The sequence below is a fragment of the Streptomyces sp. NPDC051310 genome, assembly GCF_044455245.1.
Classification (GTDB): Bacteria; Actinomycetota; Actinomycetes; order Streptomycetales; family Streptomycetaceae; genus Streptomyces.
The window spans coordinates 37881-61341 of sequence record NZ_JBITEO010000027.1 but is presented as its reverse complement, the minus strand read 5'-3'; the positions used below and the strand labels follow the sequence as shown (position 1 = coordinate 61341).

The following is a 23461-nucleotide window of genomic DNA, read 5'->3' as shown; positions in this document are numbered from 1 at the left end:
ATGAGCACGCACAGCCCGGCCACGGCCACGGCCGGGGCCCACTACGAGGTCCGGGCCATCGAGCCGGCGGTCCTGGGGGAGTTGCGGCGGCGCGACGACGCCGGGGCCGCGCGGGAGGCCGTCGTCGACACGGAGGGCGGGGCGCCGCTGCGCTGCTGTCTGCGGCACAGCGAGGCGGGCGAGCGGATCCTGCTCGTGTCGTACGCGCCGCTGCGCCGCTGGGCGGCCGGAACGGGGGCCGAACCGGGGGCGTACGACGAATGCGGGCCGGTGTTCGTCCACGCCGAGGAGTGCGCCGGGCCGGCCCCGGGCCCCGGCTACCCGGTCGCGATGCACGGCCCGCTGCGGGTGCTGCGTGCCTACGACGCGCGCGGGCACATCCTCGGCGGCACGCTCCTGGAGCTCCCCCAGGAGCGTGCCGGCGAGGTGGACCGCGCGCTGCGCGAGGTGTTCGCCGACCCGGCGGTGGCGGTGGTGCACGTCCGGGCCGTGCTCTTCGGCTGTTTCATGGCCGAGGTGCGCCGCCGCTGACCCCCGCTACGGCAGCCAGGCCCGCCACACCCGTTCGTTGTCCCGCACCCACTTCTCGGCGGCCTCCTCCGGGGAGAGCTTCTGCTCGGCGATCATCAGCGCCACGTCGTTCTGCGCCTGCGTCGTCCAGCGGAACTTCTTCAGGAAGGCGGCCGCCTTGCCGCCCTCGCGGGCGAAGTCGGCGTTCAGGTACTTCTGCAGCGGCGTGTGCGGGTAGGCGCAGGCGACCTTCTGCGGGTCGGCGTCGCAGCCCTCCTTGTACGCGGGCAGCTTCACCTCCGTCATCGGCACCTTCTCGAACAGCCACTGCGGCTTGTACCAGTACGTCAGGAACGGCTTCTTCTCCTTGGCGAACTGCTTGATCTGGGTGATCTGCGCCGCCTCGGAGCCGGCGAAGACGACCTGGTAGTCCAGGCCGAGGTTCTTCACCAGCGCCTTGTCGTTGGTGACGTACGACGGGGAGCCGTCCAGGAGCTGGCCCTTGCTGCCGCTCTCCGCGGTCCGCAGCTGTCCGGCGTACTTGTTCAGGTTCTTCCAGTCGGTGACGTCGGGGTGGGCCTCGGCGAAGTAGGTCGGGACGAACCAGCCGATGTGGCCCGTCACGCCGAGGTCGCCGCCGCGGGTGATCGTCTTCTTCTCCTCGACGTACCGCTTCTCCTCCTCCGGGTGCCCCCAGTCCTCCAGGAGCGCGTCCACGCGGCCCTGGCTGAGCGCGTCCCAGGCGGGGACCTCGTCTATCTGGACGGTGTCGACGCGGTAGCCCAGCTCGTGTTCGAGCAGGTACCGGGCGACGGCCACGTTGGCCTGGGCGCCCACCCACGACTGGACGGACAGGGTGACGGTCTTGGTCCCCCGCGCCGCGGCGTACGGGGACGCCTGCTTGGTCATGTCGGCCGCGCCGCAGCCGGTGAGGGTCAGCAGGGCGAGGGCCCCGGCGGCGCAGACCGACGTACGGGTCCGCATGTCAGGTCTCCTTCCTGGTCGGCTGCGTCACCCGGTCGAGCATCAGACCCAGGCAGACGATCGCGGCGCCCGCGACGAGCCCGGTCGCCAGGTCGCCCTGCGCGAGGCCGAAGACCACGTCGTAGCCGAGCGCGCCGCCGCCCACCAGGCCGCCGATGATGACGACGGCGAGGACGAGGACGACCGCCTGGTTCACCGCGAGCAGCAGCGCCGGGCGGGCGAGCGGCAGCTGGACCTGCCGGAGCTGCTGCCAGCCCGAGGCCCCGAGGGAGCGCGCCGACTCCAGCGCCACCGGGTCGACGCCCCGCAGGCCCTGTGTCGTGATGCGGACGACGGCGGGCAGCGCGTACACCACGGCCGCGGCGACCGCCGGGGCGCGGCCCACGCCGAACAGCGCGACCACCGGGATCAGGTACACGAACTGCGGCATGGTCTGGAAGACGTCCAGGACGGGCCGCAGCACCCGCTCCACCCGGGCGCTGCGGGCCGCCGCGACCGCGATGGCGAAGCCGAGCACCAGGGTGACCGCGACGGCTGCCAGCACCTGCGACAGGGTGTCGAGGGAGGCGTCCCACACGCCGAGGACGCCGATGGCGGCCATCGCGGCGACGGCGGTCAGCGCCGTGCGCACCGTGCCGACGAGCAGGGCCAGGGCGCCGACGACCAGCAGCAGCGCCCACCAGGGGAGGGCCTGGAGGCCGGCCCGTACGGGGTCGAGCACCCAGCCGGTGAAGTGCGCCGCCCAGTCGGCGGTGCCGCCGACGACGGGGACGCCGGAGTAGAGGTGGGCGGTCATCCAGTCGACGGCCCGGTTGACGGGCTCGGCGATGCCGACGTGCCACGCCTCGGGCCAGCTGAGCCCGCCGCTCAGGCGGCCGGTCACGGCGGCGGCGACCACGGCGGCCGCCCAGGCGAACCGGCCGCGGGCCGAGCCGGTGCGCGACCGCGCGCCCGTCGCCGTGCGGTCCAGGACGATCGCGAGGAGCACGATCGGGATGCCGGCGGCCAGTGCCGCGCCCACGTCGACCGAGGCGAGCGCCTGGTAGACGCGGTCGCCGAGGCCGCCCGCGCCGATGACGGAGGCGATGACGGCCATCGACAGGGCCATCATGATCGACTGGTTGACGCCGAGGAGGAGTTCCTTGCGGGCCAGCGGGATGCGGGCGGTCAGCAGCCGCTGGCGTCCGGTGGCGCCGAGCGAGGCCGATGCCTCCAGCACACCGGGGTCGGCGCCGCGCAGGCCGAGCGCGGTGAGGCGGGCCATGGGCGGAGCGGCGTACACGACGGTGGCCAGGACCGCCGCGGGGACGCCGATGCCGAAGACCAGCACCACGGGCAGCAGGTACGCGAACGCGGGCAGCACCTGCATGGTGTCGAGGACGGGCCGCAGCGCCCGGTACGTACGGTCCGAGAGCCCGGCCGCCAGGCCCAGCAGCGCGCCCAGGGCGACGGAGGCGGCGACCGCGACGACCATGAGGGCGAGGGTCTGCATGGTGGGCACCCACATGCCGAGCAGTCCGCACACGGCGAACGCGGCGACGGCGGTCAGCCCGAGGCGCAGTCCCGCGACGCGCCAGGCGAGGATGCCGGCGGCGGCGGTGACGCCGGCCCATCCGGCGGCGAGCAGCACCAGGTAGACGCCGCGCACCGAGAACACGACGGCGTTGCTGATGTGCCCGAAGAAGTAGAGGAACAGCGGGTGGCTGTCACGGTTGTCGATGATCCAGTCGCTGGCCGAGCCGAGCGGCCCGGACAGGTCGGCGGAGAGGGCGGCGGGCCAGCTGCCACCCCCGGCGAGGAGCAGGCCGGCGGGGACGAGGACGAGGGCGGCGCCCAGCGGCCAGTAGCGGCGGACGGCGGCGGGCAGCCGGGGCTGCACGGGAGCGCTGACGGCTGCGGTCATGCCGCCGCCTTCCCCGCGGCCGCGGTCCTTCCCGCGGCGGCCGCCTCCCCCGCGGGCGGCCGCACGCCGGCCACGACCGACAGCAGGTCCTTGTGGTCCACGACGCCGACCCAGCGGCCGCTGTCGACGACCCGTACGGGCCCGCCGCTGCGGGCGACGGCCTCGATGGCCTCGGAGACGGTGGCGCCGGGTGCGACGGCCGGGGCGGAGTCGGCGACGCGGTCGCAGGGTGGCCGCATGGCGCTGCGGACCGTCATCACCTGCTCGCGCGGCACGTCGCGGACGAAGTCGCGGACGTAGTCGTCGGCGGGGTTGCCGACGATCTCCTCGGGGGTGCCGAGCTGGACGACCCGCCCGTCGCGCATGAGGGCGATGCGGTCGCCGAGGCGCAGCGCCTCGGTGAGGTCGTGGGTGATGAAGACCATCGTGCGGCCCTCCTCGCGGTGCAGGCGGACGACCTCCTCCTGCATGTCGCGCCGGATGAGCGGGTCGAGCGCGCTGAACGGCTCGTCGAACAGCAGCACCTCGGGGTCGACGGCGAGCGCCCGGGCGAGGCCCACGCGCTGCTGCTGGCCGCCGGAGAGCTGGCCGGGGGTGCGGGCCTCCATGCCGTCGAGGCCGACCTTGGCGACCATCTCGGCGGCCCGGGCGCGGCGTTCGGCGCGGGGCACTCCCTGGATCTCCAGGCCGTAGGCGACGTTGTCGAGGACCGAGCGGTGCGGCAGGAGGCCGAAGTGCTGGAAGACCATGGCGGCGCGGTGGCGGCGCAGGGCGCGCAGCCGGGCCTTGTCCATGGACAGCACGTCCTCGCCGTCGATGGCGACGGTGCCGGAGGTGGGCTCGATGAGCCGGGTCAGGCAGCGCACGAGGGTGGACTTGCCGGAGCCGGACAGGCCCATGACGACGAAGACCTCGCCCTTGCGGACGTCGAAGGAGACGTCGCGGACGGCGGCGGTGCACCCGGTGCGCTCGCGCAGCTCGGCGGCGGGCAGGCCGGCCAGTTCCGGGGAGCCGGGCACACGGCCGGCCTTGGGGCCGAAGACCTTCCACAGGCCGTTGACGGAGAAGACGGGAGCCTCGGGGGCGGTACTGGGGGCGGTACTCATCGGGCGTCACCTCGCAGCAGGTCGGCGGCCTTCTCCCCGACCATCAGCACGCCGATCATCGGGTTCACGGCCGGGATGGTGGGGAAGACGGACGCGTCGGCGATCCGGATGCCGTCCAGGCCCCGGACCTTCAGGTCGGGGGTCACGACGGCGAGTTCGTCGTCCGGGGCGCCGATGCGGCAGGTCCCGGCCGGGTGGTAGACGGTGTGGGCGGCCTTGCGGGCGTACTCGCTCAGCTCCTCGTCGCCGGTGACCCCGGGCCCGGGGCACACCTCCCGCTTGAGCCAGCTCGCCAGGGGCTCGGCCTTCGCGATCTCGCGGGCGATGCGGATGCCGTCGACGAGCGTCCGGCCGTCGTAGTCGTCCTCGTCCGTGAAGTAGCGGAAGTCGAGGGCGGGCTTGACCGCGGGGTCGGCGCTGGTCAGGTAGAGGCGGCCGCGGCTGCGCGGCTTGGGGATGTTCGGCGTCATCGACACGCCGTGCGCCGGGCGTTCGTAGCCCAGCCGCTCGGGGTTGTCGGTGAACGGAACCTGGTAGAAGTGGAACATCAGGTCGGGGCCGGGCGACTGCGGGTCGCGGCGGACGAAAAGCCCGGCGTCGCTGTCCATCGCGGAGTTCTCGGGGATCGGCCCGTGCGTCTCCCAGACGATGACGGACTCGGGGTGGTCGAGCAGGTTCTCGCCGACGCCCGGCAGGTCGTGCGCGACGGGGATGCCCAGCTCCTCGAGGTCCCGGCGGGGGCCGATGCCGGAGTGCAGCAGCAGCCGGGGGGTGTCCACGGCGCCCGCGCAGACGACGACTTCGCGGCGGGCGGTGACGAGCAGCTCCTCGCCGTCCTTGGTGCGGACGTGGACACCGCGCGCCGTGGTGCCCTCCAGCTCCAGTCGGTACGCCCAGGTCTCCAGCATCAGGTGGAGGTTGGGGCGCCGGTGCATGACCGGGTGGAGGTAGGCGACGGAGGCGGACGAGCGCTTGTTGTCCTCGGGGTGGTAGGCGAGGTCGAAGAAGCCGACGCCCTCGTGGAACGGCTTCTCGTTGAAGCCCTCGACGCGCGGGACGCCGAGCGCGGCCTGGGCGGCGTCGACGAAGTCGCGGGCGATGGCGTTGCGGTCCTTCTCGTCGACCGACACGATGTTGTTGAGGAGCTTGTCGTAGTACGGGTCCATGGCGGCCGCGTTCCAGCCCTCGGCCCCGCGCTCCTCCCACTCGTCCCAGTCGGACGGCAGCGGCTTGAAGGAGATCAGCGTGTTGTGGGACGAGCAGCCGCCGAGGACCCGGGCCCGGCTGTGGCGGATGTGCGAATTGCCGCGCGGCTGCTCGGTGGTGGGGTAGTCGTAGTCGAGGTCGCCGCCGAGCAGGCCCATCCAGCGGCGCAGGGTCAGCACGTCGGGGCGGTCGACGTCGCTGGGGCCGCCCTCGATGACGGCGACGGTGACGTCCGGGTCGGCGGTGAGGCGGTGGGCGATGACGGAACCGGCGGTTCCGCCACCGATGACGACGTAGTCGTAGACGGTGTTCTCGCTCATGGTGTGTTTCCCCTGGTCCGTGTCAGCCCGCGAACCAGCGCACGGGGCGCGGGGCCAGGTTCTGGTAGACGTGCTTGGTCTCGCGGTACTCGGCGAGCCCGGAGGGGCCCAGTTCGCGGCCGATGCCGCTCTTGCCGAAGCCGCCCCACTCCGCCTGCGGCAGGTAGGGGTGGAAGTCGTTGATCCAGACGGTGCCGTGGCGCAGCCGCCCGGCGACGCGCCGCGCCCGTCCGGGGTCGGCGGTCCAGACGCCGCCGGCCAGGCCGTACTCGGTGTCGTTGGCGAGGGCGACGGCCTCGTCCTCGGTGCGGAACGTCTCGACGGTCAGGACCGGGCCGAAGACCTCTTCGCGTACGACGCGCATCGCGCGGTGGCAGTGGTCCAGGACGGTCGGACGGTAGAAGAAGCCCGGCCCGTCCGGGCGTTCTCCGCCGGCGCGCAGGACCGCGCCCTCGGCGAGGGCGGAGGCGACGTACTCCTCGGTGCGGGCGAGCTGCTGCGCGGAGACGAGGGGGCCGCACTCGACGCCCGTGTCGGTGCCGCGGCCGATGCGGATGCGCTCGGCGCGGCGGGCGAGTTCGGCGACGAAGCGCTCGCGCACCGGCTCCTCGACGATGAGGCGGGAGCCGGCCGAGCAGACCTGGCCGCTGTGGATGAACGCGGCGTTGAGCGCCTGGTCGACGGCGGTGTCGAAGCCCTCGTCGGTCGCGCAGGCGTCGGCGAAGACGACGTTGGGGTTCTTGCCGCCCAGCTCCAGGGCGACCTTCTTGACGGTGTCGGCGGCGGCGCGCATCACCTTCGTACCGCTGATCAGTCCGCCGGTGAAGGAGACCAGGTCGACGTCGGGGTGCTCGGAGAGACGGGCGCCGACGGGGTCGCCGGGGCCGGTGACGAGGTTGGCGACGCCGGGGGGCAGGCCGGCCTCGGTCAGCCGCTCGATGAGCGCCACCGTGGTGAGCGGGGTGATCTCGCTCGGCTTGATCACGAAGGTGTTTCCCGCGGCCAGCGCGGGGGCCACCTTCCAACTGGCCTGCAGCAGCGGGTAGTTCCACGGAGTGATCAGGGCGCAGACCCCGACGGGCTCGTGCACGACGACGCTGTGCACGTCGGGCGAGCCGGCGTCGACCACCCGGCCGCCGCCCTCGCCCACGACGAGGTCGGCGAAGTAGCGGAAGGCGTCGGTCACGCAGTCGACGTCGACGCGGCCCTCTTCGAGGGTCTTCCCGGCGTCGCGGCTCTCCAGCAGGCCGATCTTCTCGCGGTCGCGCTGGAGCAGGGCGGCGACGCGGCGCAGCAGCGCGGCCCGCTCGGCGACGGGGGTGCGCGGCCAGGCGCCCTGCCCCCCGTCGAAGGCCGCGCGGGCGGCGGCGACGGCGGCGTCCGCGTCCTCGGCACCCCCGTCCGCCACGACCGCGAGGGTCGTGGCGTCGACGGGGTCGAGGATGTCTCGCGTGGCTCCGGAGACGGCGCTGCGCCACTCTCCGCCCACGTGGATGGTCTGTTGTTCCGCCACGGTCGCGTTCTGCCTTCCGTTCCGCGTGTCCTGATCCGGTCGTTCGTCACCGAGCTGGTCGGCGACCGGGGACCCTGCCCTGGCGGGCGGAAAGCATGCGCAAAAGTGTGTTTGCTCACTTCGCACACGGGTAGCGGAGCGCTCGCACTCCGTCAGCGGCGGCGTCAGCCGAGGTCGTCGGCCTCATCGGGAGCGTCGTCCTGCACCCGCAGACAGGCCACCCACGCCGGCAGCATCCAGTGCACGACCAGCAGGGCGAACAGGACCGGGAACAGCAGCGCGCCGTCGAAGCGGACCCCGCCGAGCCAGGCGGCGAGCCCCGTCCCGGCCGCGACGGCGACCAGCATCCCGAGGGTGATCCGGTGGGCGACGGCCCGGACCCGGTCGCGCTCGTGGAGCTGGCGCTCGTCCAGCATCCGGTCGCGCAGCTCCAGCAGCCCGCGCGTGGCGCCGTTGATGGCGCCCATGGCGACGCACCAGGGCAGGACCAGCGCCAGCAGGGCGCAGGACATCCACAGCGGGCCGAGGTGGACGCTGCCGAGCCAGAGCGCCACCGAGGCGGCGGTGAGCACGACGTGCGCCGCGACCCAGGCCCGGCGGCGTGCCGCCGTGCGGCTCAGGGCCTGCGTGTCGGGCCGGTTCATGATCGCGTACATCCGCCGGTCGTGACGTGTCGCGGTGGTCGTGGTCACTGCTTCCTCCCGTTGTCCCCGTACATCTCCGTGGTGAGCGGCTGGAACGGCTCCAGGGAGAACAGCGCCTCCACCGGCAGCCCGAAGTGGCGCGCCGCCTTCAACGCCAGGTCGAGGCTGGGGTTGTACTGCCCCCGCTCGATGTAGCCGATGGTCTGGTAGTGGACGCCCAGGGCGTCGGCGAGTGCCTGACGCGACACCTTCCGTTCCGCCCTCACCACGGCCAGCCTGTTGTGTACCTGCTCGCTCATGTATAAGAAGTACTACATCTCATAGCACTTTCGCAATGATCCGAATGGATGACCGGTACGGGCGTCGCTCCCGGCCCGGGCCTCCGGGCCCGCCTAGGGTGCGTCCATGCGCAGCAGCGACGACCGCGTCTACCTCGCCCCCGTCGACCACCTGCGGGCCGCCGCCGCTGTGCTCGTGGTCCTCTACCACGGCTGCCAGCTGCTGACCGCGCGCATCGAGGGCCGGCCGCGCTTCGTCCCGGCGACGGACTGGCTGTACTCGTCCAACCCGGCCGCGACACTCGTCTTCGAGGGGCACACGGGCGTCGCTCTGTTCATGGTCCTGTCCGGGTTCATCCTCACCGTCGGCGCGCACGGCCGGCCCGTCCGCTACGGCCGCTTCCTCACCAACCGGCTGCTGCGGATCTACCCGCTGTACCTGGTGGTGGCGGTCCTCGGCATGGCGACGCACGTCTCACTGCCGGGCTTCGCGGACCTGCTGCGGGTGCTGACGTTCACGACGCCCGGCCTGCCGTACGGCGGGGTGTTCTGGACGCTCTGCGTCGAGATGCAGTTCTACCTGCTCTTCCCGCTCCTGCTCCGGCTCCTGACGGAGTGCGGACCGGCCGCCCTGCTGCGGCTGCTGGCCGCCGTGTCCCTCCTGCGGGCGCTGGTGTGGCTGAGCAGCCCCGCGCCGGGGCCGCACACGGCGGCGCTCTACCTCGGCCTGGCCGGGCGCATCGACCAGTTCCTGCTGGGGATGCTGGCGGCGTGGGTGTACATGCACCACCGGGAGCGGCTGCGCGCGGCCCGGTGGGCGGCCCCGGCCGCGCTGTGCCTGGCGCTCGCGGCGCTCTGGACCTTCAACCAGCTGCACGGGTTCGTCTCGGACAGCCCGCTGAAGCTGGTGTGGAGCGGTACGGAGGGGGCCGTGTGGGCGCTGGTGGTGGCCGCGTACGCGGCGGCCGGGCCGAGCGGCACCGGCGGCCGGGTCTCCCGCTGGCTGGCCCGGCTCGGCGAGGTCAGCTTCTCGCTGTACCTGACGCACTTCCTGGTGCTGACGCTGCTGTGCGAGCGCGCGGACGTCCACGACTGGGTCCCCGGTGTGCTGCCCGCGGTGGGGGGCGCGTTCCTCGTCACGGTGGTGGTGGCCCTGCCCGTGACCGTGGCGGTGTCCTTCGGGACGTACCACGCCATCGAACTGCCGTTCCTGCGGCTCCGCCGCCCCTACCTCACCGCCCCGGCCGCGGCGGAGACACCGCGCCCCCGGCAGCGCGAGGGCCACCGGGGGCGGTGAAGGACGAGCGCGTCCGGCTCAGATGAGGCCGAGACCGCGGACCGCGTCGCGCTCCTCGACGAGCTCCTGCACGGAGGCGTCGATGCGGGTGCGCGAGAACTCGTTGACGTCCAGGCCCTGGACGATCTCGTACGTGCCGTTCGCACAGGTGACCGGGAAGGAGGAGATCAGGCCCTCCGGGACGCCGTAGGAGCCGTCCGACGGGATGGCCATGGAGGTCCAGTCGCCCTCGGCGGTGCCGTTGACCCACGTGTGGACGTGGTCGATGGCGGCGTTGGCGGCGGAGGCGGCCGAGGAGGCACCACGGGCCTCGATGATCGCGGCGCCGCGCTTGGCGACGGTCGGGATGAACTCGTCGGCCAGCCACGCCTGGTCGTTCACGACCTCCGCGGCGTTCTTGCCGGCGATCTCCGCGTGGAAGATGTCCGGGTACTGGGTGGCGGAGTGGTTGCCCCAGATCGTCAGCCGCTTGATGTCGGAGACCTGGGCGCCGGTCTTCTTCGCCAGCTGCGACAGCGCGCGGTTGTGGTCCAGACGGGTCATCGCGGTGAAGCGCTCGGCCGGTACGTCCGGCGCGGCGGCCTGCGCGATGAGCGCGTTGGTGTTGGCCGGGTTGCCGACGACGAGGACCTTGATGTCGTCCGCCGCGTGGTCGTTGATGGCCTTGCCCTGCGGCTTGAAGATGCCGCCGTTGGCCTCCAGCAGGTCGCCGCGCTCCATGCCCTTCGTGCGGGGGCGGGCGCCGACGAGGAGCGCGACGTTGGCGCCGTCGAAGGCGACGTTCGCGTCATCGGTGATCTCGATGCCGCGCAGCAGCGGGAAGGCGCAGTCGTCGAGCTCCATCGCGGTGCCCTCGGCGGCCTTGAGGCCCTGCGGGATCTCCAGGAGGCGGAGCTTGACCGGCACGTCCGCGCCGAGCAGGTGGCCGGAGGCGATGCGGAAGAGCAGCGCGTAACCGATCTGGCCGGCCGCGCCGGTCACGGTGACATTCACGGGAGTGCGGGTCATGGCGATCTCCGTAAGACAGCTGGCGGTGGGGGTCCCTGCCCCTGGTGCTGGACATCCCTCGATGATCGATCGGTGTCTCGACGTGAAGAGATATCCAGCGGTCAGGCTATCCGACCCGGGCCCCCCTCAACCCCCGCCCCCTTGTGTCGCGGCTCACTGATCCGGGTCCCGCGCGCAGGGGCGCCCGGCCCCCGCTCGCGGCTCAACCGGTGGTGGTGCAGCCCTCGGTGCCCGTCGCGAGCGTGGCGCACGCCTTGGCGGCGTCCGCGTCGGCGGCCGCGACCATCGGCGTGTACGCGTCCTTGTCGATCTTCACGGCGCCGTTCTGCGTGGCACCGGCGGACGTTATGCGGACCGTGTCGCCCGGCGCGGCCTGCGTGATGCGGGCCCAGGCGGCCCCGCACGTCTTGCTGTAACGGACTTCCACCTTCGCCGTGCCGACCGCCGCGGAGGAGACGGTGGTGGCGTACTGGCCGCCGCAGCCCATGGTTTCCGGGTCCTGTCCGGTGCAGTCGGTGCCGGTGCACTTGACGCCCGCGGGCAGCGGGTCCGGGGAGCCGGTGCTGGGAGAGGCGGCCGGGGACTGGGCCACGGTCTTGCCGCCCCCGTCGCCGTCGCCGTCCCCGCCGAGGCCCATGAGCAGGACGGCCGCGGCGATCACCAGCAGCGCGCCGGCGACGCCCGCCACGAACATCGTGGCCTTGCGCCTTCCGCCGCCCCGGCCCGCGGGCGCGGGTGCCGCCGGCGCGGCCGTCCCGGGGGCGCCCCGGCCGTGGCGAGCGGGGCCGCGGGGCGCGGGGCCGTTGGGCCCGCCGTCGGGCGGTATGACGGAGGGCGTGGCGGCGGTGCGGCCGCCGCCCCGTCCGGCACCCCGCGCACCCGCCGCCCGGGACGAGCCGTCCGCGCCGGGTCCGGCGTCGCCGCCGAACTCGCCGAGCGCGGCGCGGGCCTGCGAGATGCGTATGGCCTCCATCGTCATGTCGTGGCGCATCTCGGCGCGGCTCCAGGCGCGCTCCGCGAGTTCCCACATGGTGGTGAGGTGCACCGGGTTGGTCCCGGTCACCTCGGCCAGGGCGACGATCGCGCCCTTGGGCGCGAGGAGGCGCCCGTTGAGGTAGCGCTCCCACGACGTCTTGCTGTAGCCCGTCCGGTCCGCCACCGCGGCGATGCTCAGTCCGCTGCGGTCGACCAGCCGGCGCAGTTGACTGGCGAACTCCTTGACCTGCGGGTCGAGCTCGTCCGGTAGCGCCTTCCAACGAGGCATAGCCTCCCCCTTTGTTTCCCCCGTAGTACGTGCCTGATGTGCTCCCCGCGCTGCGTGCCCCCTTGCCGCCCCCCGGGTGTCACCGGGAGGGATGCGCGGAGCCAGGATGTCAGTTCCTCGGGCGGGGGCGCACGGGTGGGACCGGGACGGGAGCGTGCCCCCACACGCCGGACCGTCGCGATCGCCGCCCCAGTTTCGCATCCGTTGCGGGTCGCTCACACCATGCCGGAATGGTCACCTCCGCGCTACAGGGGACGGACATCACTTGATCCGCGTTGGCGCGTCCATGACCCTTTACGCAGGTGGCGGCGCCCGTCCTCCTCGGGGGAGGGGACGGTCGCCGGCACCGCCCGCCCGCCGACGGGGTCAGCGGGCCGCCATCTTCTTCTGCAGCCCTGTGTCGAGCGTCTCCAGGAACTGCTCGGTGGTGAGCCACGGATGGTCGGCGGAGACCAGCCGGGCCAGGTCCGCGGTCATCTGGCCGCCCTCGACGGTCTCGGCGCACACCTCCTCCAGCGCCCGGGCGAACCCGGCGACCTCCGGCGTGCCGTCCAGTGCGGCGCGGTGCGCCAGCGCGCGGGTCCAGGCGTGGACGGACGCGACGGGGTTGGTGGAGGTCGCCCTGCCCTGCTGGTGGCGGCGGTAGTGGCGGGTGACGGTGCCGTGCGCCGGCCCGGCGGCGAGGGTGCGGCCGTCGGCGGACACGAGGACCGAGGTCACCGGACCGGCCTGGCCGAACCCCTGGACGACGGCCTCCGCGCGGAGGTCGCCGCCGTCGTCCCGGCACACCCAGAGGAAGCCCCCCTCGCCCCGCAGCGCCGAGGCGACCAGTTCCTCGGCGGGGCGGTGCTCGCAGGTCAGCCCCGCCGCGGCGAACTCCGCGTCGAACTCCGCGTCGAAGACCTCACGGAACAGGTCGCGGAACCGGCCGTCGTACTTGGTGGGGCCCGTGTCGTCCGTGGTGAGGCGCACCGGGTGGCGGCGGGTGAGGGCGTAGCGGAACGACGCGCGCGCGAAGTCGCGGACCGACGCGTCGGTGCGGCACCGCGCCGAGGCGGCTCCCGGGCCCTCGAACGCGCACACCTCCAGCTCCACGGGATCGCCGCCGCCGGCCTCCGGCGTGAACGTCAGGGTGAGCGTGCCGGGGCCGGGTGCCCTGAGGGCGGTGACGCGCCGCAGGCCGCCGGCGGGGCGTCCGACGACGACCGGTCCCGGCCGGCCGCGGCCCTGGCCGGGCAGGCCGCCGAGGACGACCGGCTCGCGGAACACGCCGCCGCCGATGGCGTCGCGGAGCGTGGCGTGGGGCGGGCGGTACCTGGCCCTGAGGCCGAACTCGGCGACCCGGGCCTCGTCCGGGGTGATGGTGGGGCACACCACCCCGGCGCCGTGCTTCCTGATGGCCTGCGCGGCGTCCGCCGTCACCTGGTCGCGGGTCGCGTCGCGGTGCTGGATGCCGAGGTCGAAGTACTCCAGCTCGACGTCCAGGTACGGCAGGACGAGCTGCTCCTTGATGAACCGCCAGATGATGCGGGCCATCTCGTCGCCGTCGAGCTCGACGACGGGGGTGGCCACCTTGATCTTGACCATGGGGCGAACGTCCCTCTCACGCGTAGGACCGGTCGGTCACCCCATGTGTGCACGCACGGCGCGCGCCTCTAACGCACCGCGAACCGGACGGCCTTCTCCAGGAACGGGATCTCCAGCCACGGACCGGGCTGCGTCATCAGCGCCAGCAGCACGATCGCGCCTCCGAGCAGGCCGTACGTGACCATGTCGGTGAACCGCGACCGTACGGCGAGCATCCCGACGGACGGCACGGTACGGCGCAGTGCGGCGCCCGTCAGGAGGGCGGCGCCGATGAGGAGGGCGCCGATCCGCGAGGCCTGCGGGAACGGGTCGAGGCCGACGACCACCAGGCCGAGGGTGGCGATCCCGAGGACCGTCAGCAGGGGCCACTGCCGCGCGGGGGCCGGGGCGTCCCCGGGCGCGGCCCGCCCGCCGCCTTCCGGCCGTGCGGTCCCCCGCGTCACGGCCGGCGGCCGCCGCGTCGCGCGGGACGCGGCGGCGTGGCCCTCGCCCTCGCCGCCGGGAGCGGCATCACCCGACGCCGCGGTCGTCGCGGTCGCGTCGGTGGTCCCGCCGGGCCCGGGGGCGGCGTCGGCCGCGTCGGTCCTGTCGGCCGCATCGGTCCCGGAGGCCCCGGCCGTCCCGGGGGTCGCGTCGCCCCCCTCGGTCGCGGAGGTTGCCGAGGCCCCGCGAGTCCTGGGGGTCCCAGGGGTCCCGGGAGCCGCGTCGGCCCCGTCGGCCGCGTCGGCCGCGTCGGTCCCGGAGGCCCCGGCCGTCCCGGGGGTCGCGTCGGCCCCCTCGGTCGCGGAGGTTGCCGAGGCCCCGCGAGTCCTGGGGGTCCCAGGGGTCCCGGGGGCCGCTTCGGCCCCGTCGGCCGCGTCGGTCCTGGCAGCCCCGGAGGCCCCGCGGGTCCCGGAAGTCCCGCCGGTCCCGGACGCCCCGCTGGTCCCGTCGGCTGCATCGGCGCCGGAGGCCCCAGACGTCCCCGACGCCCCGTCGGCCCCCGCCGTCTCCGGGGGCTCGACCGGTGGAGCGACCGGGGCGGGCGGGGTCCCCGGCGCGGCGCCGTGCGCCGCGGGGGAGGCCTGCTCGGTCGCGCCGGCCGCGTCCGCGGCAGCCGCCGCGGGGTCGTCGTTCGCCCGTACGCCCATGGGGATCGCTCTCTTCCGGTTCGGTGGCTCGGTGGCTCAGCCGGCGGTGGAGTCCGCGGCCGCGGCCCGCTCCGCCGCCTCGACGACGTTGACCAGCAGCTGCGCGCGCGTCATCGGGCCGACGCCGCCCGGGTTGGGGGCGCGCCATCCGGCGACCTCGTCGACGCCCGGGTGCACGTCACCGACGATCCTGCCGTCGGCGTTCCGGCTGACGCCGACGTCCAGGACGGCGGCGCCCGGCTTGATGTCCTCGGGCTTGATCAGGTGCGGCACGCCCGCCGCGGCCACGACGATGTCCGCGCGCCGCAGGTGCGCGGCCAGGTCGCGCGTACCGGTGTGGCACTGGGTGACCGTCGCGTTCTCGGACTTGCGGGTGAGCAGCAGCGGCATCGGGCGCCCGATGGTGGTGCCGCGGCCGACGACCACCACCTCGGCGCCGTTGATCTCGACGCCGTGCGCGCGCAGCAGCGTGATGATGCCGTTGGGCGTGCAGGGCAGCGGGGCGGGCTCGTTCAGCACGAGGCGCCCGAGGTTCATGGGGTGCAGCCCGTCCGCGTCCTTGGCCGGGTCCATCAGCTCCAGGATGCGGTTCTCGTCGATGCCCTTGGGCAGCGGCAGCTGCACGATGTACCCGGTGCAGGACGGGTCCTCGTTCAGTTCGCGGACGACCGCCTCGATCTCGTCCTGCGTGGCGGTGGCGGGCAGTTCCCGCTGGATGGAGGCGATGCCGACCTGGGCGCAGTCGCGGTGCTTGCCCGCGACGTACTTCTGGCTCCCGGGATCGTCACCGACCAGGATGGTGCCGAGGCCGGGGGTGATGCCCCGCTCCTTCAGCGCCGCCACGCGGGCGGTCAGGTCGGACTTGATCGCGGCTGCGGTGGCCTTGCCATCGAGAATCTGGGCGGTCATGTGCCCATCCTCGCGGATGACCCCGCCCGTGTTCCAATTCGCCCGCACACGGAGGAACAGCAGGTTGCACTTGCACAACACCTGCGGAATCCGACTGGACAAAAAGTCGACGATACGACGACGATGAGCCGCGCAGTGCCGCGGGCAGTGCCGGGGGGCAAAACCGCTCAATACATGTGAAGTTCCTCCGCTCGGACCGCGTCGTCCCCGCATCGTCAACGGAGGAACCCCAGCCATGAGTTTCGGCGACCCGAACAACCCGTATGGGCAGCCCCAGGGCCAGCCCCAGCAGCCCGGCTACGGCTACCCGCAGCAGGGCCAGCCGCAGCAGCCCGGTTACGGCTACCCTGCCGCCCCGCCCCCGCCTCCGCCGGCGTACGGCGGCGGCTACCCGGGCGGCGCGCCGATGACGATGCCGGGCCTGATGCAGACGTCCCGCGTGCTGCTCTTCATCGTCGCGGGCCTGCAGATCATCGGTGGCATCATCGCCGCGATCGCCATCGCGGCCGCGCAGGACGTCGCCAACTCGGCGGGCGTCGGCGAGGAGACCGGTGTCCTGGCCGGCCTCGGCTTCTTCATCGTCCTGATCCTGCTCGGCTTCGCCGTGTGGGCCATCATCCTGGGCGCCAAGTTCTCCAAGGGCGGCAACGGCGTCCGCGTGGCGACCATCGTCTACGCCGCGCTGTTCATCCTGCTGAGCCTGGGCAACTTCGCCGGCGGCACCGCCAGCTCGGCGGTCGGCGGCATCATCGGTCTCGCCATCGGCGGCATCATCCTCGCCTCGATGGTCAACAGCAGCGCCAGCGCCTGGTTCAACCGCCCGCGTTACTGAGCCGCGACGCGCGGGTCCTCCCGCGCACCGCGTACGAAGGCCGCGGCCCCACCGCCCAACAGCGGTGGGGCCGCGGCCTTCGGCGTACGGGCGCGTCAGTGGAAGAAGTGGCGCGTGCCCGTGAAGTACATCGTCACGCCGGCGTTCTTCGCCGCCTCGACGACCTGCTCGTCGCGGACCGAACCGCCGGGCTGGACCACGGCCTTGACGCCCGCGGCGGTGAGGATCTCCAGACCGTCGGGGAACGGGAAGAACGCGTCCGACGCGGCGTAGGCGCCGCGCGCCCGCTCCTCGCCGGCCCGCTCCACCGCCAGCTTGGCGCTGTCGACGCGGTTGACCTGGCCCATGCCGACGCCGACGCTCGCGCCGTCCTTGGCGAGCAGGATGGCGTTGGACTTGACGGCGCGGCAGGCGCGCCAGGCGAAGGCCAGCTCGGCCAGCTCGGCCGGGGAGAGGGCCTCGCCGGTGGCGAGGGTCCAGTTCGCCGGGTCGTCGCCGTCCGCCTGGAGGCGGTCGGTGACCTGGAGCAGGGCGCCGCCGTCGACGGGCTTCACCTCGACGGGGGCGGCGGGGGCACCGGGGGCGCGCAGCACGCGGATGTTCTTCTTGCGGGCCAGCACCTCGACGGCGCCGTCCTCGTAGTCCGGCGCGACGATGACCTCGGTGAAGATCTCGGCGACCTGCTCGGCCATCGCGACCGACACCGGCCGGTTGACGGCGATGACACCGCCGAACGCGGACAGCGGGTCGCAGGCGTGCGCCTTGCGGTGCGCCTCGGCCACGTCGGCGCCGATCGCGATGCCGCACGGGTTGGCGTGCTTGATGATCGCGACACAGGGCTCGGAGTGGTCGTACGCGGCCCGGCGCGCGGCGTCGGTGTCCGTGTAGTTGTTGTACGACATCTCCTTGCCGTGCAGCTGCTCCGCCTCGGCGAGGCCGCCCGTGCCGTCGACGTAGAGCGCGGCGCCCTGGTGCGGGTTCTCGCCGTAGCGCAGGACGTTCTTGCGGCTGTACGTGGCGCCGAGGAACTCCGGGAAGCCGCCCGCCGCGGCGTCGGTGTCGGCCGCGTACCCCTCGGCGAACCAGGACGCCACGGCGACGTCGTACGCGGCGGTGTGCTGGAACGCCTCGGCCGCGAGGCGCTTGCGGGCGGTCAGGTCGAAGCCGCCCGCCTTGACGGCCTCCAGGACGTCCCCGTACCGCGCGGGAGAGGTGACGACCGCGACGGAGGGGTGGTTCTTGGCGGCGGCGCGGACCATGGAGGGGCCGCCGATGTCGATCTGCTCGACGCACTCGTCGGCGGTGGCGCCGGAGGCGACGGTCTCCCGGAACGGGTACAGGTTCACCACGACCAGCTCGAACGGCTCCACGCCCAGCTCGGCGAGCTGCTCGCGGTGCGCGTCCAGGCGCAGGTCGGCGAGGATCCCGGCGTGCACGCGCGGGTGCAGGGTCTTGACGCGTCCGTCCAGGCACTCGGGGAAGCCGGTGAGCTCCTCGACCTTGGTGACCGGGACACCGGCCGCGGCGATCCTGGTGGCGGTGGAGCCGGTGGAGACCAGCTCGACGCCGTTCTCGTGCAGCCCGCGGGCGAGCTCCTCCAGCCCCGTCTTGTCGTAGACACTGATCAACGCGCGACGGATGGGCTTATTCACCGACATGAACCTTTCGTCCCTCAATGCGGTAGCCGTGCCGGGCCAGACGCCCCACGACCTCGACGAGCAGCGTGCGCTCGACTTCCTTGATGCGCTCGTGGAGAGCGGCTTCGCCCTCCTCCGTGTCCTCCTCGACCACCTCGACCACGCCCTGGGCGATGATCGGGCCGGTGTCGACGCCGTCGTCGACGAAGTGGACGGTGCATCCGGTGACCTTCACACCGTGCGCGAGCGCGTCGCGCACCCCGTGAGCACCGGGAAAACTGGGCAGGAGCGCCGGGTGGGTGTTGACGATCCGCCCGCCGTAGCGACCCAGGAACTCCTTGCCGAGGATCTTCATGAACCCGGCGGACACGATGAGGTCCGGCTCGTACGCGGCGGTCGCCTCGGTCAGCGCGCGGTCCCACTCGTCGCGGGTGGCATAGTCCTTGACCCGGCGGACGAAGGTGGGGATGCCGGCGCGCTCGGCCCGTTCCAGGCCGGCGATGCCGTCGCGGTCGGCACCGACGGCGACGACCTCCGCTCCGTATGCCCGGGGATCGTCACCGATGGCATCGAGCAGGGCTTGCAGATTCGTCCCCGACCCGGAGACCAGGACGACGAGGCGGGCGGCAGCCACGGGGGCAACTCCTTGCTTGTGTGATCCTACGAATGAATCGCGCCCCTCGATACGGGGAACCCTACGAACGAGCCGACCGTCAGCAACGATACCGGCACACCGGGCCGCCCCCACGGGACGGGGGCGGAGGCGGGCGGTAGCGTCTGGGGAAGGAGCCGTCCGCCGACGGACGGATACGACGACACGAGACCCTCGGGGTACGGGGACACGGACGCACGGACGTGCGGAGGTGCGGCCGTACGGACGGGGGTCTGAGGGGAAGACGTTCACCAGATGCCGGACCGCCGACGCCAGTCCACGGAGTCCACGGACGAGAACAATCCGTTCGCACCGCCGCCCGAGGGCCGGCCGGACCAGCCGTGGCAGCCGCGCCGCCCCGAGAACGACGGCGCCGACGGCGACGGCCGGGGCGACGACGACACCGCCGGGGGCCGCGACCGCCCGGAGCGGCCCGCCTGGGGCAGCCAGTGGAGCCCGCGGCAGCCGGGCCGTTCCTCCGGCGGCTTCGGCGCCCGGCCGAACCGCGACCAGCAGGGCGGCGGCGCGAGCGGTGACCAGCAGGGCCCGGCCCTGCGCTGGGACCCGACGGACCCGGCCCAGCGCCGCGCCCGCTACGCGCTGCTGTCCGGCATGTGGGGGTTCTTCTTCGCGATCTTCGACTTCCCGGAGATCGCCCTGCTGCTGGGAGCCCTGGCCCTGTACTGGGGCATCAGCTCCTTGCGCGCCAAGCCCGCCGCCACCGCGGCGGGTGGCGGTACGGCGGTCGCCCCGGCCGGTGCCGCGCCGGCATCCGGTGCGTCAGCGCCGGCGGCACCGGCCGCCACCGGCAGCCGTCCGCAGCGCACGGCCGCGGTCAGCGGTCTCGTCACCGCCGTCCTGGCCCTGACGATCGTGGCGGTGACCTTCACGGTCCAGCTCGCCTACCGCGACTACTACGCGTGCGTGGACGACGCCCTGACCAGGACGGGCCAGGTGTCCTGCAACGAGCTGCTCCCCGAGCCGCTGCGCGGCGTCTTCGGCGTCAAGGAGTAGCCGCCGCGGTCCGGCGAAGCCCGGCGCGGTCCGCGCGTCGGCGTTCCCGCCCGCGGGATCCGGCGCCGGATTGCGTCATCGTTCCCCGTCACCGCCACCGTCACCATCGCCGGTCCCCGTCGACGGCGACGGGCCGTCGGCCCCTGAGTCCCTCGGTACCCCTGCGGCTCCGGCGCCCACACCGGCACGGTCGCCCTCCCCGGCCCCCTCGGCTTCCTTCTGGAGGGGGCCCTCTGGAGTGCCCTCGGGGGCTTCTTCGTCGGGCGCGCCTCCGGCCACGTCCCGGGCAGGGGCCGGCACCTCGTACGGACGGACGCCGTGCGCCGCGGAGCCAGGCGCGGAGCCGGGCGTGGTGTCCGGCGCTTCGGAGCCGTCGTCCCCCGCCAGGAAGTCGTCCCCCGTCAGGAAGCCGTCCTCCGTCAGGAAGCCGCCACCCGCGAGGAAGTCGTCCTCCCAGGACGCCGGCAGCAAACCGTACGGTTCGGTGGAGGGATCGCCGTCCACCGCGTCCGGCGGCCGCGCCGCATCCCCCGCCCCGGAGGGAGCGAGCGGTTCCCGCGGGCCCGGAGGGACCGGGATGCCCGGCTGCGGGACGGGCGGGAGGCCGGACGGGCCGGACCCCTCGGCCGCCGGAACCGGCGCCGAGCCGGGCGACCGCAGGCACCACCAGCGGAGCAGCAGCGCCCCCGGGACGCCCACCACCGCCGTCCACCCCAGCGCCGCCGCGCCCACCCGCCACCACACGGGCCCGAACTCCGCCAGCCGCCCGGCGCCCAGCGGCCCTCCGGCAGCCGCGGCCAGCGCCGCGGCCCCCGCCCCGCAGAGCACCGCCGCGGCCGACGCCGTCACCAGCGTCTCCCGTACGCCCCGCACCGCCGCCTTCCGCACCGTGAACCGGGCGGCCACCACCCCCGCCGCCACCGGCACCACCACCGCCGCCCAGTGCGGCCAGCTCCCGCGCCCGGCCGCCGGCAGCGCGGCGAGCAGCGGGAAGACGGGGACCGCCGGGTCGCCCGCCACCGCGAGCGGTGTGGCCACCGCGCCGGTGCCGAGCGCGAAACCGGGGCCGAGCCCGTAGGCCGCACCCCACACCGCCGCGTTCGGCAGCAGCGCGAGCGCCAGCAGCAGCACCGCGGCCCGTCCGGCCCACGCGTCCGACAGGCTCAACAACGCGTCCAGCGCCGCGCCCGCGTGCCACACCAGCGACACCGCCACCAGCAGCGCTCCCCCGCCGACCAGCGTCACGAGTGCGGCCGCCGCGGCACGTACCGCCACACCCGTCCGGAAACGCGCGAGCCCCACGCGCAGCCGCTCCGGCACCCACGCGGGCAGCGGTCCCGCCGGGCACCCGTTCGCCGTCCAGGCCCCGGCGGCCGCCGCGAGCGCGACGACCGGCGGGACGTGCAGCGCCGCGCTGAGGAGATCGGGAGCGAGCGGCCCGCCGAGCGCGCAACCGGCGGCACCCGCGCCGACGGCCGTGTACCCGGCGGTCACCCCGCACACCATGCCGCCCGCGTCGCCGACCGGCGTGTCACGGGCGGTCCGGTACGCCAGCCAGGCCGGCAGGGCGAGCAGCAGCAGCGGGACGACGCCGACCGGCACCGGCCCGGCGGCCGGCGACGGGCCGGCCCGCAGCAGCTCCGTCCCGTGGGCGAGCAACCACACGCCGGCGGCGACGTCCAGGGCTCCCTCCGGCCCCCGGTCCGGGTACGGGGAAGCGATCCACATCACCATCACCAGGACGGTGAGGGAACCGAGCCCGAGGCCCGCGGCGAGCGCACCCCGCAGACAGCAGGCGGTCATCCGGGACAGGGCGGTCACGGCAGTCGCGCGAGTCACGCACGCCATGCTGCCAACGACACGCGCTTTCTCTGCGTAACGGGCGATTGCCCGCTGTGTCGCTCAATATACGTTTATGTACTTTTTCGTCGAGTGCAGTGTGTGTGCCGCCGCGGGGGTCCGCCCGTGACCCAGAGCACCAGCACCCGCTCCGCGCCGCCGCTCCCTTCCCCCAAGGAGCGGCGACGACTGCGTGAGGCGAGATCCATGAGCGAGAGCCAGGTCGCCGAGGTGCTCGGGGTCACCCGGGCGACCGTGCGCTCGTGGGAGACGGGGCGCGCGTCCCCGCGGGGCCGCAAGCGCGAGGCGTACCTGAAGCTCCTCAAGGCGCACGAAGCCGCCGCGCCGACGCCGCCGGCGACGCGCAAACCGCCGCCGAAGGCCAAAACCCGGCCCTCCGCGGCGGCGGCCCCGGACGCCTCCACGCCGCAGGGGAAGGGCCGGGAGGAACCGGCACGCAAGAAGCCGCGGAAGGACCAGGGACAGGAGCGGCCCCGCGAACAGGAGCAGCCTCCGGAGCAGCCGCAGCCCTCGGAGCCGGACCAGTCCCCGGAGCCGGACCGGGAAGAGGCCGGGGCCCCGGCGCGGCCCGGGGCGCAGGAGCAGGGGGACACCGAGGACCCGGCCGAGGCGCAGGAGGAGGCGGGGAGCGAGGATCCGGCCGAGGCGCGGGGCCGGGCGCCGTCCGGGGAACCGTCCGGAGGGCCGGTCGCGGAGCCGTGCGACGAACCTCCCGGCGAACCCTCCGACGAGCCGTCCGACGAGCCGGCACAGGCGGAACAGGCGCAGGCGGAACACGCGCAGGCGGAGCAGGCACAGGGGGAGCAGGAGCCGAAGACGGAGCTCGCGGAGCAGGCCGCGCCGCGGCCCCTACCGCAGGCCCGGAAGACGGTGAGGCCCGGCACGCCCGCCGGCGCGTTCGACGCGCTGTACGGCCGCACCGCGCCGGTCCTCGTCCAGCAGGCGTACCTGCTGACGGGCCGGCGCCGGCTCGCCCGCGAGGCCGTCGAGCACGCGTTCCACCACGCCTGGGAGCGGTGGCCCCGGGTCGCCGTCGACCGGGACCCCGCCGGCTGGGTGCGCGCGGCGGCGCACGAGTACGCCCTGTCCCCGTGGCACCGGATGCGCCGCACCCACCGGCACCCCGACCCGCCGACGACCGACCGCGCCGCCCGGGCGCTGCGCGGTGCGGTTCTGGACCTGCCGCCGCCGTACCGCCGCGCGCTGCTGCTGTACGACGGCCTCGGCTTCGACCTGCCGGACACGGCCGCCGAGCTGGAGGCGAGCACCCCGGCCGCCGCCTACCGCGTCCTGCACGCCCGCGCCGCCGTCGCCGAGCGGCTTCCGGAGCTGAGCGACCCGGAGGCGCTCCACGAGCGGCTGGCCGGCCTGCTCACGCACGGCCCGGCGATGGTGCTGGCCACGGCCCGTACCGTCCGCACGCGCAGCGAGCGCCGCGCCAGGGGCTGGACCCGCGCGGCCTTGGGGCTCACCGCGGTCATCATCGGCGCGACCGCGTTCACGCTGACCACCGCGCCGACCCGGTACGAGCCGCCGCTGGCGCCGGGCATGGCGATCAGCGGCGTGCCGGTCCTGAGCGGCCCGCAGCGGCTGACCCCGCAGGACGAGCAGCTCCGCGACGCGCTGCGGGCCAGGCCCTTCACCGGTCCGCCGCGCCTGCTGCCGGACACCCGCTGAGACGCCCGGACGGAGGCAGCGGACACGCGGAAGGGCCCGCCCCCGGATGTCCGGGAGCGGGCCCTTCGCGATGCCGCTCAGGAGATCGGCCGGTTCCGCCGATCAGCGGGTTCGGCGATCAGCCGGTTTC

Annotated in this window: 20 protein-coding genes; 5 read left to right on the top strand and 15 right to left on the bottom strand. The window is 74.2% G+C overall.

Annotation, left to right across the window (positions count from 1 at the left end; genetic code table 11):
* A complete protein-coding gene (locus tag ACIA79_RS29505) occupies window positions 1-531 on the top strand; it encodes a DUF1203 domain-containing protein (protein WP_399431470.1) in 531 nt (176 codons plus the stop codon).
* Window positions 532-537: 6 nt separating this feature from the next.
* Here ACIA79_RS29505 and ACIA79_RS29500 read toward each other — a convergent pair whose 3' ends face one another.
* From ACIA79_RS29500 to ACIA79_RS29470, 7 genes are all read right to left on the bottom strand, one after another.
* Window positions 538-1494: an ABC transporter substrate-binding protein gene (locus tag ACIA79_RS29500; RefSeq protein WP_399431434.1), complete on the bottom strand. Its 957-nt coding sequence runs from the start codon at window positions 1492-1494 to the stop codon at window positions 538-540.
* 1 nt (window position 1495) lies between these two features.
* Complete coding sequence (locus ACIA79_RS29495; protein ID WP_399431433.1) at window positions 1496-3397, bottom strand: ABC transporter permease subunit; 1902 nt, start codon at window positions 3395-3397, stop codon at window positions 1496-1498.
* Window positions 3394-4503 carry a glycine betaine/L-proline ABC transporter ATP-binding protein gene (locus tag ACIA79_RS29490; protein WP_399431432.1) on the bottom strand — a complete coding sequence of 370 codons (1110 nt, stop codon included), beginning with the start codon at window positions 4501-4503 and terminating at the stop codon, window positions 3394-3396. Before ACIA79_RS29490 ends, ACIA79_RS29495 begins: the two co-directional genes overlap by 4 nt.
* The gene (locus ACIA79_RS29485) at window positions 4500-6029 is read right to left on the bottom strand and encodes a GMC family oxidoreductase (protein WP_399431431.1); all 1530 of its coding nucleotides are present in this window, start codon (window positions 6027-6029) and stop codon (window positions 4500-4502) included. Before ACIA79_RS29485 ends, ACIA79_RS29490 begins: the two co-directional genes overlap by 4 nt.
* 22 nt (window positions 6030-6051) lie before the next feature.
* Window positions 6052-7542, bottom strand: a complete 1491-nt coding sequence (locus ACIA79_RS29480) for an aldehyde dehydrogenase family protein (protein WP_399431430.1) — start codon at window positions 7540-7542, stop codon at window positions 6052-6054.
* Between the two features lie 164 nt (window positions 7543-7706).
* Window positions 7707-8234 carry a hypothetical protein gene (locus ACIA79_RS29475; protein ID WP_399431429.1) on the bottom strand — a complete coding sequence of 176 codons (528 nt, stop codon included), beginning with the start codon at window positions 8232-8234 and terminating at the stop codon, window positions 7707-7709.
* Entirely contained in the window at window positions 8231-8485 is a 255-nt protein-coding gene (locus ACIA79_RS29470; protein WP_399431428.1) for a helix-turn-helix transcriptional regulator, read from the bottom strand. The genes ACIA79_RS29475 and ACIA79_RS29470 overlap by 4 nt, the downstream gene beginning before the upstream one ends.
* A 106-nt stretch (window positions 8486-8591) precedes the next feature.
* On the opposite strand from ACIA79_RS29470, the gene ACIA79_RS29465 reads away from it, so the two are divergent.
* Window positions 8592-9761, top strand: coding sequence for an acyltransferase family protein (locus ACIA79_RS29465; RefSeq protein WP_399431427.1), 1170 nt, complete (start codon window positions 8592-8594; stop codon window positions 9759-9761).
* Window positions 9762-9779: 18 nt separating this feature from the next.
* Here ACIA79_RS29465 and ACIA79_RS29460 read toward each other — a convergent pair whose 3' ends face one another.
* The 5 genes from ACIA79_RS29460 to ACIA79_RS29440 form a co-directional block, all read right to left on the bottom strand.
* Window positions 9780-10769, bottom strand: a complete 990-nt coding sequence (locus ACIA79_RS29460; protein WP_399431426.1) for a malate dehydrogenase — start codon at window positions 10767-10769, stop codon at window positions 9780-9782.
* Between the two features lie 202 nt (window positions 10770-10971).
* Window positions 10972-12033 carry an XRE family transcriptional regulator gene (locus ACIA79_RS29455; protein ID WP_399431425.1) on the bottom strand — a complete coding sequence of 354 codons (1062 nt, stop codon included), beginning with the start codon at window positions 12031-12033 and terminating at the stop codon, window positions 10972-10974.
* Window positions 12034-12399: 366 nt separating this feature from the next.
* Window positions 12400-13620 carry an NADP-dependent isocitrate dehydrogenase gene (locus ACIA79_RS29450; protein WP_399431424.1) on the bottom strand — a complete coding sequence of 407 codons (1221 nt, stop codon included), beginning with the start codon at window positions 13618-13620 and terminating at the stop codon, window positions 12400-12402.
* A gap of 68 nt (window positions 13621-13688) precedes the next feature.
* Window positions 13689-14063 (bottom strand): DUF3017 domain-containing protein, encoded by a 375-nt coding sequence (locus ACIA79_RS29445; protein WP_399431423.1) that lies wholly within the window; start codon window positions 14061-14063, stop codon window positions 13689-13691.
* Between the two features lie 723 nt (window positions 14064-14786).
* The gene (locus tag ACIA79_RS29440) at window positions 14787-15659 is read right to left on the bottom strand and encodes a bifunctional methylenetetrahydrofolate dehydrogenase/methenyltetrahydrofolate cyclohydrolase (protein ID WP_399431422.1); all 873 of its coding nucleotides are present in this window, start codon (window positions 15657-15659) and stop codon (window positions 14787-14789) included.
* A 235-nt stretch (window positions 15660-15894) separates the two neighbouring features.
* Between ACIA79_RS29440 and ACIA79_RS29435 the strand changes: the two genes are divergently transcribed.
* Entirely contained in the window at window positions 15895-16491 is a 597-nt protein-coding gene (locus ACIA79_RS29435; RefSeq protein ID WP_399431421.1) for a hypothetical protein, read from the top strand.
* 95 nt (window positions 16492-16586) lie between these two features.
* Here the strand turns inward: ACIA79_RS29435 and purH are convergent, their stop codons facing one another.
* Window positions 16587-18149: a bifunctional phosphoribosylaminoimidazolecarboxamide formyltransferase/IMP cyclohydrolase gene (purH, locus tag ACIA79_RS29430; RefSeq protein ID WP_399431420.1), complete on the bottom strand. Its 1563-nt coding sequence runs from the start codon at window positions 18147-18149 to the stop codon at window positions 16587-16589.
* A complete protein-coding gene (gene purN, locus ACIA79_RS29425; RefSeq protein ID WP_399431419.1) occupies window positions 18136-18762 on the bottom strand; it encodes a phosphoribosylglycinamide formyltransferase in 627 nt (208 codons plus the stop codon). The genes purH and purN overlap by 14 nt, the downstream gene beginning before the upstream one ends.
* Window positions 18763-19035: 273 nt before the next feature.
* Between purN and ACIA79_RS29420 the strand changes: the two genes are divergently transcribed.
* Window positions 19036-19794, top strand: coding sequence for a hypothetical protein (locus ACIA79_RS29420; RefSeq protein ID WP_399431418.1), 759 nt, complete (start codon window positions 19036-19038; stop codon window positions 19792-19794).
* Between the two features lie 75 nt (window positions 19795-19869).
* Here the strand turns inward: ACIA79_RS29420 and ACIA79_RS29415 are convergent, their stop codons facing one another.
* Window positions 19870-21633 carry a DUF6350 family protein gene (locus tag ACIA79_RS29415; protein WP_399431417.1) on the bottom strand — a complete coding sequence of 588 codons (1764 nt, stop codon included), beginning with the start codon at window positions 21631-21633 and terminating at the stop codon, window positions 19870-19872.
* Window positions 21634-21726: 93 nt separating this feature from the next.
* On the opposite strand from ACIA79_RS29415, the gene ACIA79_RS29410 reads away from it, so the two are divergent.
* Window positions 21727-23331 (top strand): helix-turn-helix domain-containing protein, encoded by a 1605-nt coding sequence (locus ACIA79_RS29410; RefSeq protein WP_399431416.1) that lies wholly within the window; start codon window positions 21727-21729, stop codon window positions 23329-23331.
* Window positions 23332-23461: the final 130 nt, after the last annotated feature.